We start from the raw sequence: 13,168 nt of genomic DNA, 5'->3' as shown, positions 1-13,168 counted from the left end.
CTTAATTTTTCTCCCGAAGAAACCCCAGATCTACGCAGAAAGGACAAAAACTTATCTAAAACCAAAATCCAATTTAAAAATCTGCGAGCATCAGCGTAATCAGCGGGCCATAATCTTTCTCACGAAGAAACCCCAGATCTACGCAGAAAGGACAAAAACTTATCTAAAACCAAAATCCAACATAAAAATCTGCGACCATCAGCGTAATCAGCGGGCCTTAATTTTTCTCCCGAAGAAACCCCAGATCTACGCAGAAAGGACAAGAACTTGAATAAAATAAAAATCCAATTTAAAAATCTGCGAACATCAGCGTAATCAGCGGGCCATAATCTTTCTCCCGAAGAAACCCCAGATCTACGCAGAAAAATCAAAAACTCCTATAAACCCAAAAACCAACATAAAAATCTGCGACCATCAGCGTAATCAGCGGGCCTTAATTTTTCTCTCGCAGATACCACAGATCTACGCAGAAAAATCAAAAACTCCTATAAACCCAAAAACCAACATAAAAATCTGCGAACATCAGCGTAATCAGCGGGTCTTAATTTTTCTCCCGAAGAAACCCCAGATCTACGCAGAAAGGACAAAAACTTATCTAAAACCAAAATCCAATTTAAAAATCTGCGASCATCAGCGTAATCAGCGGGCCATAATCTTTCTCCCGAAGAAACCCCAGATCTACGCAGAAAGGACAAAAACTTATCTAAAACCAAAATCCAATTTAAAAATCTGCGAACATCAGCGTAATCAGCGGGCCTTAATTTTTCTCCCGAAGAAACCCCAGATCTACGCAGAAAGGACAAAAACTTATCTAAAACCAAAATCCAATTTAAAAATCTGCGACCATCAGCGTRATCAGCGGGCCATAATCTTTCTCCCGCAGATACCACGAACCTATGCAGAAAGGACAAAAACTTATCTAAAACCAAAATCCAATTTAAAAATCTGTGAACATCAGCGTAATCAGCGGACCATAATCTTTCTCCCGAAGAAACCACAGATCTACGCAGAAAAGACAAGAACTTGTATAAAACCAAAATCCAACATAAAACTCTTCGAACATCAGCGTAATCAGCGGACCATAATCTTTCTCCCGAAGAAACCCCAGATCTACGCAGAAAAATCAAAAACTTATCTAAAACCAAAATCCAATTTAAAAATCTGCGAGCATCAGCGTAATCAGCGGGTCATAATTTTTCTCCCGCAGATACCGCAGATTTACGCAGAAAGGACAAAAACTTGTATAAACCCAAAAACCAACATAAAAATCTGCGAACATCAGCGTAATCAGCGGGCCATAATTTTTCTCCCGAAGAAACCCCAGATCTACGCAGAAAGAACAAGAACTTATCTAAAACCAAAATCCAATTTAAAAATCTGCGACCATCAGCGTAATCAGCGGGTAATTAAAGCCAAAAAATCCATTAACTTTGAAGCTTGTAGAATGGAAAGATTAACAATGGATTACCTTAAAGGACTGAACCCCCCACAAAAAGAAGCTGTAGAACACACTGATGGGCCTGTGATGATCATCGCAGGTGCCGGATCAGGCAAAACACGGGTGCTTACATACCGTATTGCGCATTTGATCCATGCCAAAGGTGTTGACCCTTTCAACATTCTTTCATTGACTTTTACCAACAAGGCTGCGGCAGAAATGAAGGGTCGGATTGAAAGGCTTATAGGTCTAGAAGCTCGAAATACCTGGATGGGAACTTTTCACTCTACTTTTGCCAAAATACTCCGTGTCGAGGCCGAAAAACTCGGTTACCCTTCCAATTTCACTATTTACGACTCTGATGATAGCAAATCGCTCATCCGCTCTATCGTACGAGAAATGAAGCTCGATGATAAGGTCTACAAGGCAAACACCGTACTTTCTAGAATTTCAGGCGCCAAAAACAGGTTAATTTCGTGGGAAACTTACCTCACTGATCCCTACATCAAGGCAGATGATGATGCAGCGATGAAACCAAAGATGGGGGAAATCTACAAAACCTACCAAAAACGACTCTTCAAATCCTCTGCAATGGATTTTGATGATTTGCTATTCAACACAAACGTACTCTTCAGAGATCATCTTGATGTCTTGAACAAATATCAGCAACGCTTCAAATACGTGATGGTAGATGAGTTTCAAGATACCAACCTTTCACAATATCTCATTACCAAAAAACTGGCTGCGGTTCACCAAAATATTTGTGTTGTTGGCGATGATGCACAAAGTATCTATGCTTTCCGCGGTGCGGATATCCAAAACATCCTGAATTTCGAAAAAGATTACCCTGACCTTTTTGTAGTCAAACTCGAACAAAACTATAGATCGACCAAAAACATCGTACAGGCAGCCAACAGCATCATTGCCAAAAACAAAGCGCAGCTCAAAAAGAATGTCTGGACACAAAATGATGAAGGCGACATGATCGAACTCATAAAGGCAAGTTCAGACAGTGAAGAAGGAAGAGTAGTGGCAACAACGATTTTTGAGGAGAAAAATAACAAAAAACTGAACAACAGTGATTTTGCCATCCTATATAGAACCAACTCTCAATCAAGATCCATGGAGGAAGCTTTGAGAAAAATGAACATCACTTACAAAATTGTCGGTGGTTTGTCATTCTACCAAAGAAAAGAGATCAAAGATTTGATGGCCTATATGCGCTTTGTGGTCAATAGGGACGATGAAGAAGCTTTCAAAAGGATCATCAATTATCCAAAAAGGGGTATTGGTGATACCACTGTAGAAAAAATGCTTGTCGCTGCTTATGAGCATGACATTCCCCTTTGGGAAGTGATGATAAATGCCAACAGTTTCTTGTCGGGACGAGCTTCCAATGCCGTGGAAGACTTTACGACAATGATCAAAAGCTTTAGTATTGAAGTCGAACGGAAAGATGCATTTGAAGCTGCCTCATCTATCTCCAAACAGTCTGGACTGCTTAGAGATCTGTACGAGGATAAGACTATTGAAGGCCTCAATCGATATGAAAACGTCCAAGAATTGCTCAATGCGATCAAAGAATATGTTGACAATCCGGAAAATGAGGACAAATCTTTGGGAGCTTTTCTTCAGGAAATAGCCCTATTGACTGACAATGATAGAGACAAAGACACTACAGATTCTGTGACCCTGATGAGTATTCACGCATCAAAAGGACTAGAATTTAAACAAGTATTTGTCGTAGGAATGGAAGAAGATCTTTTTCCTTCCCAAATGATGATGCAAAGCCGTGAGGATCTAGAAGAAGAAAGGCGACTATTTTATGTAGCATCTACCAGAGCTATGGACAAACTTTACCTGACATATGCCTTGACAAGGTATCGCTATGGGAGACTTTTGAACTGTGAGCCCAGTAGGTTTCTTGAAGAAGTGGATCCTGAGTGTATCCGCGTCAATAAGCGTATGACAGCTTCGCCGGCAGGTGCATTGCGAAATGAAGGTAGTGAAGGAAGAAATGGATTTATTGGTATCAAAAAAAATCCATCCATGCGACCACAAACTACCGCTAAAGTTCATACCCCAAGCCCTGATTTCAAGCCTTCAAATACCAACAATCTTGGTGAAGGTATGAAAGTAGAGCATCCAAAATTCGGTTTTGGCAAGGTTTTGAAGATAGAGGTAGAAGGAATCAATAAAAAAGCAACGATACAATTCGAGAATTTTGGAGAAAAGACTTTATTACTTAGCTTTGCAAAGCTTCGAATAATGGAATAATTGGTACTTTCTCAATTATTATCATTTAATTGCAGATGATTCGTTATAGATTTGAAAGACAGAGATTAAATTATCAAAATTTGATCAATGCAAATCATCAATATATGAATGCAGTATAGCAAATAAAGTTGCTAAAAGCATATAATTAAGTCAGGCCTGATATTGTGAGATTTTTTGTAACTTCATCACGATATTATGAATGGTACTGATCATGAATAATTTAGAAGAAAATAAACATACAGTCATTTTGAAAGAATACGGAAAAAATATCCAAAGGCTAGTCATGCATGTGACTGGCATTGAGGATCGTGAAAGGCGAACACAAAGTGCCTACACACTTGTTGAAATTATCAAGCAACTGAACCCCAACCTCAAGCTGGAAAGTGACCAAAAACTTTGGGATGATTTGTATATCATGTCAGACTTCACCTTAGAAGTAGATGGCCCTTACCCCATGCCCGAGAAAGAATTGTTAGGCAAAAAGCCACTTCCTATCGGATACCCAATTGGTGAAGTGAAATTCAAGCACTACGGCAGAAACATTGAAAAGCTCATCGAAAAAGCGGTAGAAATCGAAGACGATGAAGAACAGGAAGCTGCAATCATCTACATTGGACAGTTGATGAGGAGTTTTCATTCGACGTGGAACAGAGACAACTTTGATGATCAGATCATTTTGGATGATATCAAAACACTCTCCAAAGGAAAATTACACATAGACCTGGAAAAGGTGAAGGAAATGGGACTTTTCGAAACCAATACAAGAAGAGATTTCAAAATCCCAATCGAGGCGGAAAATTCAGGAAGCAACCGCAGAAACTTCAGCGGAAACAATAGAAGAAGAAATAACAATAACGGCGGTCATTCCAAAAAACGTAGATAAATGTCTTCATTCAGAGTAAAAGGTGGGTTGAAACTAAAAGGAGAAATCACACCTCAAGGAGCTAAAAACGAAGCGCTTCAAATTCTTTGCGCAGTGTTACTTTCTCCAGAAAAAATCACCATCAATAAAATCCCCAACATCCGCGATGTAAACAAGCTAATCGAATTGCTTGGGGATATGGGTGTGAAAGTGGAAAAAATCGGTCCAGAATCTTACACTTTCCAAGCTGATCAGATTGACTTGAAATATTTGGACACAGAAGACTTTTTGAAAAAAGCTTCTTCGCTTAGAGGATCAGTAATGATATTAGGCCCCCTTTTGGCAAGGTTTGGGACAGGTAAGCTTTCAAAACCAGGAGGAGATAAGATCGGAAGAAGGAGGATGGATACCCATTTTACGGGCTTTCAGAAACTTGGAGCAGAGTTTCGATATGACAATAAAAGGGAAATCTACCATATCGATGGCAAAAACCTCAAAGGGGCTTACATGCTTCTCGACGAAGCTTCTGTAACAGGTACAGCAAATATCGTCATGGCAGCAGTTTTGGCAGAGGGAAAAACTACCATCTATAATGCCGCATGCGAACCATACTTGCAACAGCTTTGTGAAATGCTCAATAGAATGGGAGCTAAGATTTCTGGAATTGGTTCTAACTTATTGAACATAGAAGGTGTGAAGTCACTCAAAGGAACCGAGCACACATTACTTCCAGATATGATTGAGATTGGGTCATTTATCGGCCTTGCTGCTATGACCCAATCAGAAATCACCATCAAAGATGCGCAAATCCATAGATTGGGGATTATCCCAGATACATTCAGAAGGATGGGGATCAATTTGGAATTCCGAGGCGATGATATTCACATCCCGGCACAGAAACACTATGAAATCGATACTTTTATTGATGGGTCTATTCTGACAGTTGCAGATGCAATTTGGCCTGGATTTACTCCTGACCTATTGAGTATCATTTTGGTAACTGCGACACAAGCTAAAGGAACCGTCTTGGTTCACCAAAAGATGTTTGAAAGCAGATTATTCTTCGTAGATAAACTGATAGACATGGGGGCTCAAATCATACTTTGTGATCCACATAGAGCAACAGTAATTGGTCTTGACAGAAAATATGCATTGAGAGGCATTCGCATGACTTCTCCTGACATCAGAGCGGGTGTAGCATTGTTAATTGCTGCACTTTCTGCTGAAGGAACTTCTGTCATAGATAATATTGAGCAAATCGATCGTGGATACCAATATATAGATCAGCGATTGAATGCACTTGGAGCAGATATCGTAAGGATAGATTAAGCTCAAAAAGATATTTTCTGACATAACGATATAGCAATATCACAATGACCATCAGCATTTATTTGCTGATGGTTCTTTTTTTAACTGTAGAATCGATTAAATTGTACTTTCAATCACTTATCTTCCTCATTATGAAACTGCAAACATTCTTGATTTCCGCTTTAATCTGTATAGCTATTCTTGCTTGCTCCACACAAAAAGAAGAACTTAGCACACCTCAAAAAGTTGCTAAAGCCTATGGATTTGACAATTTCGAAAAGATCAATTCCATTGCATACACTTGGAATGTCCAAGCGGGAGATTTAGTTCGAACTAGAGATTGGAAATGGAACATCCAAGAGCGTACTGTTTATTTTGCTGATGCTGACACAAGCTACACTTACAGCCTTGATCTTCCACAAGAAGAATTGCCAAAAGCAGATGCAGGGTTTATCAATGACAAGTATTGGTTGATGTACCCATTCCAACTGATGTGGGACTCGGGATATACCTATGAAGAATCCAAAGATGTCCCTTCCCCTATTTCTGGAGAAGTCAGCACCAAACTTACCATTGTTTACAACAATGAAGATGGATATACTCCAGGAGATGCTTATGACCTTTATTTAGACGAAACTTTCATGATCCGAGAATGGGTATTTCGAAAAGGAAATGGAACAGAAGGAAGGGCATTCACTTGGGAAACTGAGCAAACTTTTGAAGGTGTCACTTTCGCTACAGAGCATTACAATGATCAAGGAGTGAAATTCATTTGGTTTACAAATATTGAGGTCAAATAGATATGAAGAAGCTAATTATTGTCTTTTTACTTTCGATTTCTTTTCAGATTTCGGCCCAACAGCTCAGTAAAGTAGAACAAAAACTTATTGAAGCGATTGAAAAAAATTATAATGAAACTATCAAACTTTTAGAGGAAACAGTAAATATTAACTCTGGGACATTCAACCTCAAGGGAGTACGAGAAGTTGCCAAAGTCTATGAAAGGGAATTTGCTAAAATCGGTTTTCAAATAGAATGGATCACTTTGCCAGATTCACTACAGAGAGCTGGACATTTTGTGGCTAGCAGAAAAGGAAACAAAGGCAAAAAACTCTTCTTTATTGGCCATTTGGATACTGTTTTTGAAAAAGACATGCCATTTTATCCCTTTTCCATCATAGATGAAAATACGGCAAAAGGACAAGGAGTAAATGATATGAAAGGTGGTAATGCGATGATTTTCGCAAGCTTGAAGGCATTGCATGACATGGGTTTATTGGAAGACCGAACCATTACAGTCTATTTCACAGGAGATGAGGAAAATTCCGGAAAACCAAGTTGGGTAAGCAGGTTGGATTTTGTAGAAAGAGCTAAGCGGCATGACATTGCATTGGGTTATGAAACTGCTCAAGGATTCAATATCGCTACAGTTGCCCGAAGAGGTGCTTCAGGCTGGACATTGAAGACTACTGGCAAACAAGTGCATTCATCTGGAGTATTTGGAGGTAATGCTGGTTATGGAGCAATCTTTGAAGCCTCTCGAATCCTAAATGATTTCAGAGTACAGTTGGCAGATGAACAGTATTTGACATTCAACCCCGGACAAATCATTGGGGGCTCAGACGTGCTTTATGACCCAGTAAGCGGAAAAGGTGAAGCCCTAGGGAAAACCAACATCATATCAAGAGAAGCTTTTGTCACAGGAGATTTAAGATTTTTGGGTGAAGAACAGAAAGAAACTGCACGAGAAAAGATGAGACAAATTGTTTCTCAAAACTTGAATGGCACTACAGCTGAAATTGAATTTGAAGACGGAATTCCTTCAATGCCTCCCACAGAAGGAAACATGGCACTGGTCAACATTCTCAACAAAGTAAGTACTGACATGGGATTTGGTGAAGTAAAAGCTGGAGATCCAGGCTCAAGAGGAGCAGGTGATATTTCTTATGTGGCTGATTATTTAGATTGCATTGATGGCATTGGAGCTTCAGGCACCGGCGCACATTCACCCGCCGAAACGATAAATTTGAAACAGTACCCTGACTTGATCAAAAGAAGTACTTTGTTTGTGTATAGACTCTTGAAGTAGCTCAAAACTAATATTGGCTCTACTTAAAAAATTGAATTATTATTTTACACATACCCTAAAAATTTACGCTATGGAGCAATAGTTATCAGTCGATTAGGGATTGGTACATCAAATGATTTTATATATTTTAATTTGCTCCCTTAGTGCAAAAAGAAGTGTTTTAACTAATTTGAATCACGATATTTTTCTATTAAAAAATAATTCGTTTGAAAAAGAAATTTTTATTCTATATTTCACCAAAATTCTAAAATCCAATCAATGAAAAAACTTCTAATTCTCTTGGCATTTGTGCCATTGGTTTCTTTTGGTCAATTCTCAAAAGGGACAAAAATGATAGGTGGAAATGCTTCCTATTTCTCCTCAAAAACCGAAATCGGTTTTCTTTCTGAGCCTGCTCGTTCCGTATTTTCAATGAATGGTCATCTAGGATTCTTTGTCAGTGAAAGTCTAGTGGTCGGACCAAAAATTAATGTTTCACGAGCAAAATACCCTTTCCTAAACCCGTCAACAAATCAATTCTTTTTCACCGAATTAAACGGAATTTCAGGAGGCCTTTTTGTGAGGAAATTCTTTCAGCTTAACGAATCATTCTACTTTAGTCTAGAAGGAAGTGGAATGATAGGAAAGACATCTAGAGCTTCTGGAATACCTACTGTTGAAACGAGTGAAACACAATATCGCATAGCTATCACTCCCGCATTCACATTTATGCCAAACAAAAAATGGGGCATTGAAGCTGGAGTTGGTGAATTAAGTTATAATTCTAAATGGAGCAACATAGAAAACAGTGATTTTAGAGCAAATCTAGGACAAGTGAATTTAGGTATAAATTATTTTTTTGGAAGGTAAAGAGCAAAAATTTTAACTTTTCATCTTCCTAAAATAACTTACTCGAAGTAAACATATTAAACAGTAAGAATACTATCAGCTAATAAATAACACATTCTTTTTACCTTGAAACAAAGAGGTAAGAGATAGACAAAAGCCCCTTCTCTTACCTCTTTATTCATAAATATTGGGTTACAAAATTTTACTCGCGCTAATATTTTTTATATTTGGAAATATGAAAATTTCCCCAAATAAACCCATCATTGTTTTATTCATGCTTTTCGGGATGATAAGTTGTGATCACCCAAACCAACAAAAGGAACAAAAATTGCAAATGGAACAGAACAACAAAGTAGTAGTCTATCAAGTTTTTACACGTCTTTTTGGAAACACAAATACCACCAACAAACCTTGGGGTACTCTTGAAGAAAATGGAATTGGCAAATTTTCTGATTTTTCAGATAACGCACTTCGAGAAATCAAAGGTTTAGGGGTGACGCACATTTGGTACACCGGAATTCCGCATCATGCTATAATTAGGGAATACACAGCATATGGGATATCCAATGATGACCCAGATGTAGTCAAAGGACGTGCTGGTTCGCCTTACGCAGTAAAGGATTATTATAATGTTAATCCCGATTTGGCAGATGATCCCTCCAAGAGAATGGAAGAGTTTGAAGCTTTGATCCAAAGAACACACCAAAATGACTTGAAAGTCATCATCGACATTGTACCCAATCATGTAGCACGAAGATACGAGGGAAAAAACAACCCTGAAGGCATCAAGGATTTTGGAGCGGATGACGATACGAATGTCGAATACAAAAGAGATAATAATTTTTACTACATCCCCGGCAAATCATTTGAAGTTCCGATTGCTCAGAATGAATATCGTCCATTAGGAGGAGAGAAACATCCCCTTTCTGATGGAATATTTGAAGAAAATCCTGCGAAATGGACTGGAAATGGTTCTCGTGAGGCAAGACCTGATTTCAACGACTGGTACGAAACTGTCAAAATAAATTATGGTATCAAACCAGATGGAAGCAAAGATTTTGAAGAATTACCACTTCATTTCAGAGAGGAAGACTACAAAGCCCATTTTGAGTTTTGGAAAAACAAAGAGGTGCCTGATTCTTGGAAGAAATTCAAAGACATTGCTTTATTTTGGACGAAAAAAGGTGTCGATGGATTTAGGTTTGACATGGCGGAGATGGTACCAGTTGAATTCTGGAGTTATATGAATTCAGCCATCAAAATGGAAAATCCTGATGCTTTCCTCCTTGCTGAGATCTACAATCCAAGAGAGTATAGAAACTATATTCAACTAGGGAAGATGGATTATCTCTACGACAAAGTAGAACTGTATGATACTTTGAAAAACATCATGCAAGGCAGAGGTTCCACAGACAACTTGATCCAAATTCAGCATGGACTTTCAGATATCAGCCAACACATGTTGCATTTCTTGGAGAACCATGACGAGCAAAGGATCGCCAGTCCTGAATTTGCCGGCAAAGCAGAAATCGCCAAGCCAGCGGCGGTGCTTTCTGCTACAATAGATCAGGCACCTATGATGATTTACTTTGGTCAAGAGGTTGGCGAACCAGGTGCTGAAAATGCTGGTTTTGGAAGTCCAAGTAGGACATCGATTTTCGATTATATTGGTGTCCCACACCATCAGCGTTGGATGAATAACGGGAAATTTGATGGAGGGCAGCTTAGCGCTGCTGAAAAAAACCTGAGAGACTTCTACAAACGTTTGCTCAATTTCACAGTAAAAAGTCCTGCCTTGGCTGGAAACTATGCTGAGATCCATTCCTTCAACAGAGGAAATACAGAATGGTATAATGATAGGGTGTTTTCTTATATAAGATGGTCACAGGATCAAAAGCTCATCATCATCACCAATTTTGACAAAAATGATTCATTTGGGTTTGATTTGCAATTACCTGCAAGTATGGTGACAGCCTGGGGAATGAAGGATGGGGAATATGAATTAGAAGAAAAGTTATATGGAAAAGTCAATGCTAAACTTTATGTTGCTCAAGGTCAAGCAAAAGTCAGGGTAGATTTGGAGCCTTTGGAGAGTTGGATTTTGGAGATCAAGTGAGTTGAAAGTTGAATAAGTTATTGATTAATTGGTTAATTGAATTGAGATTTAAAAGCCCTTTAAGGGGAGCTTTTTTCTATTTATTCTAAAAACATAAATGCAGAATTATTTGGCTAAAGCCTAGATAAAATCATTGACCTAATTCCCTCCAGCTAAAGCAGGAGGCAATTGAAGAAGTATGTGATATTCAATTGGGATGTGGTTTTGGCTATAGACCTGCTTTAATTTAAATGATTTGGCTTAAGCCTTAATCAAAATTATGACTTTCACTTCAGCCAACTAATGCAGGAGAAAATTGAAGAAACAGGCATTATTCAATTGGGATGTGGCTTTAGCCCATCCTTATGAGGAATCGTAATTTAAAGAGGCTTTAGCCAAAATATTTTGATCCAACAAATGTGTGAAAGAAGAAATTTGTGCCTTTAAAAGTACACTTTATCATAAAAACTGTACTTTCTGAGATACATCTCCAAAGTGTAAAATATTCCTGATTCTAGAATAATTTAGATACTCCAATAAAAAAGCCTTAGCTGAATAGCTAAGGCTTTTTTTATAATTATATACTGACAATGTCACCTATCTAAAATAGATATAATTTACTTGTATCAATCAATAACTTTTATACATAATTGTTCAACATCACTGGCATCACCAACATCAAGATGTCTTCGTTGTCTGATTTGTCAGAAGGAACGATCAAACCTGCTCTGTTTGGAGCTGAGAATTGAAGTGTAACTTGCTTAGAAGAAATGTTGTTGAGCATTTCTACCAAAAACTTCGCATTGAATCCAATTTCAATATCCTCGCCATCGTGCTCACAAGACAATCTTTCGTTTGCTTCGTTAGAGAAGTCCAAATCTTCAGCAGAAATCTGCAATTCGCTTCCAGCCAATTTTAACCTTACCTGATGGGTAGTTTTGTTTGCATAGATAGCTATCCTTCTCAAAGAACTCAAGAACTCAATTCTATCGATAGTCATGTGGTTTGGATTATCCACAGGAATTACATTTTCATAATCAGGGAAGCGCTCATCGATCAATCTACAGATCATCTTGATACTACCAAAATTGAAATATGCATTGGAACTGTTGAATTCTACAGTCACTGGGACATTTTCAGAAGGAAGTGTAGATTTCAATAGGTTAAGAGCCTTTCTTGGGATGATAATGCTTGCAGCATCTGGGGAAGCGATATCCACCCTTCTGTATCTGATCAATCTGTGACCATCCGTAGCAACAAAAGTAGCATTGGTGCTGCTTAAGTTGATATAAACACCCGTCATAGCCGGTCTCAGTTCATCATTACTTGTTGCAAAAATAGTATTGCTGATAGCACTGCTTAGAACCTCAGTGGACATATCTACAGTAGTAGCATTGCTTACTGTTGCGATTTTCGGGAAATCAGTAGCGTTTTCACCTGCCAATTTATACCTACCATTATCAGAGCTGATCTCAATACTGTAGGTATCATGGTCAATGCTAAAAGTAACAGGTTGCTCAGGTAAGTTCTTCAGCGTTTCTATCAAAATCTTCGCTGGCACAGCAATGTTCCCATCTTCTTTCGCCTCCACGTCAATTTCAGTCATCATGGAAGTTTGCAGATCAGAGGCAGTTACGGTCAATTTCCCTTCTTTGATTTCAAAAAGAAAATTCTCCAAAATAGGTACCACAGGATTGGTAGTCACTACCCCGTTGATCGCTGAAAGCTGCTTTAAAAGCGCAGAAGAAGAAACAATAAATTTCATATCGATTAGCTTATTTTATGTCGAAATATTATAACAGGGTAAATTTAGAAATAAAATCATAAACACAGCCAATGACTTGGATTTTCATTGAAAAAAAGTGTTTTTTTAGATATGAGACATGAGACTCAAGACATGAGATATGAGACATGACACTACGTTGTGAGACTTAATACTTGACAAAAAAATGAGAATATGCCCTGAAAGGGCAACTGACACTAACATTGGGTTTCAACCCAATGCAATAGTAAATGTATGATTCACTTTTGCCCTGAAGGGGCAATTGAATACCTGAAGAGAATAAAGAGAAATCAATAAAAAAAGTATCAACTATTTTCAAGACTTCACACGGAGGACAGATCAATAGCCCTAAAATGATTAACCTTTTTGTGAATGAGAATTCGACCTTTTCAGGATCGGAAGTTGGTGGGGTCTTTGTCATTGTTTTCCTCGGGTTTCACCCGAGGCTATTGAGAGGTTTGACCACTTCGTGGTCGGTGGATCGTATA

At 38.4% G+C, this 13,168-nt stretch carries 8 protein-coding genes; 7 read left to right on the top strand and 1 reads right to left on the bottom strand.

Features of this window, described 5'->3' with window-relative positions; all coding sequences use genetic code 11:
• The first annotated feature begins 1,459 nt into the window (after positions 1 to 1,459).
• From MM213_RS15605 to MM213_RS15575, 7 genes are all read left to right on the top strand, one after another.
• Positions 1,460 to 3,715: an ATP-dependent helicase gene (locus MM213_RS15605; protein ID WP_241413737.1), complete on the top strand. Its 2,256-nt coding sequence runs from the start codon at positions 1,460 to 1,462 to the stop codon at positions 3,713 to 3,715.
• A gap of 211 nt (positions 3,716 to 3,926) precedes the next feature.
• Positions 3,927 to 4,598: a DUF4290 domain-containing protein gene (locus tag MM213_RS15600; protein WP_241413733.1), complete on the top strand. Its 672-nt coding sequence runs from the start codon at positions 3,927 to 3,929 to the stop codon at positions 4,596 to 4,598.
• Positions 4,599 to 5,906: a UDP-N-acetylglucosamine 1-carboxyvinyltransferase gene (gene murA / locus MM213_RS15595; protein ID WP_241413731.1), complete on the top strand. Its 1,308-nt coding sequence runs from the start codon at positions 4,599 to 4,601 to the stop codon at positions 5,904 to 5,906.
• Between the two features lie 131 nt (positions 5,907 to 6,037).
• Complete coding sequence (locus MM213_RS15590; protein WP_241413729.1) at positions 6,038 to 6,685, top strand: hypothetical protein; 648 nt, start codon at positions 6,038 to 6,040, stop codon at positions 6,683 to 6,685.
• A gap of 2 nt (positions 6,686 to 6,687) precedes the next feature.
• Positions 6,688 to 7,974 carry a M20/M25/M40 family metallo-hydrolase gene (locus MM213_RS15585; protein WP_241413728.1) on the top strand — a complete coding sequence of 429 codons (1,287 nt, stop codon included), beginning with the start codon at positions 6,688 to 6,690 and terminating at the stop codon, positions 7,972 to 7,974.
• A 258-nt stretch (positions 7,975 to 8,232) separates the two neighbouring features.
• Positions 8,233 to 8,823: a hypothetical protein gene (locus MM213_RS15580; protein ID WP_241413727.1), complete on the top strand. Its 591-nt coding sequence runs from the start codon at positions 8,233 to 8,235 to the stop codon at positions 8,821 to 8,823.
• Between the two features lie 313 nt (positions 8,824 to 9,136).
• Positions 9,137 to 10,918 (top strand): alpha-amylase family protein, encoded by a 1,782-nt coding sequence (locus MM213_RS15575; RefSeq protein WP_241413726.1) that lies wholly within the window; start codon positions 9,137 to 9,139, stop codon positions 10,916 to 10,918.
• Between the two features lie 619 nt (positions 10,919 to 11,537).
• Here MM213_RS15575 and dnaN read toward each other — a convergent pair.
• Entirely contained in the window at positions 11,538 to 12,662 is a 1,125-nt protein-coding gene (gene dnaN, locus MM213_RS15570; protein ID WP_241413725.1) for a DNA polymerase III subunit beta, read from the bottom strand.
• Between the last annotated feature and the right edge of the window lie 506 nt (positions 12,663 to 13,168).

The organism is Belliella alkalica, assembly GCF_022549785.1.
Lineage (GTDB): Bacteria > Bacteroidota > Bacteroidia > Cytophagales > Cyclobacteriaceae > Belliella > Belliella alkalica.
Note: the sequence above shows the minus strand (reverse complement) of the source record. Positions and strands in the feature narration are given on the sequence as shown.

Coding starts and splice junctions, on each gene's coding strand:
- MM213_RS15590 (WP_241413729.1), top strand. CDS start 6,038: ATGAAACTGCAAACATTCTTGATTTCCGCTTTAATCTGTATAGCTATT.
- MM213_RS15575 (WP_241413726.1), top strand. CDS start 9,137: ATGGAACAGAACAACAAAGTAGTAGTCTATCAAGTTTTTACACGTCTT.
- MM213_RS15585 (WP_241413728.1), top strand. CDS start 6,688: ATGAAGAAGCTAATTATTGTCTTTTTACTTTCGATTTCTTTTCAGATT.
- MM213_RS15600 (WP_241413733.1), top strand. CDS start 3,927: ATGAATAATTTAGAAGAAAATAAACATACAGTCATTTTGAAAGAATAC.
- dnaN (WP_241413725.1), bottom strand. CDS start 12,662: ATGAAATTTATTGTTTCTTCTTCTGCGCTTTTAAAGCAGCTTTCAGCG.
- MM213_RS15580 (WP_241413727.1), top strand. CDS start 8,233: ATGAAAAAACTTCTAATTCTCTTGGCATTTGTGCCATTGGTTTCTTTT.
- murA (WP_241413731.1), top strand. CDS start 4,599: ATGTCTTCATTCAGAGTAAAAGGTGGGTTGAAACTAAAAGGAGAAATC.
- MM213_RS15605 (WP_241413737.1), top strand. CDS start 1,460: ATGGATTACCTTAAAGGACTGAACCCCCCACAAAAAGAAGCTGTAGAA.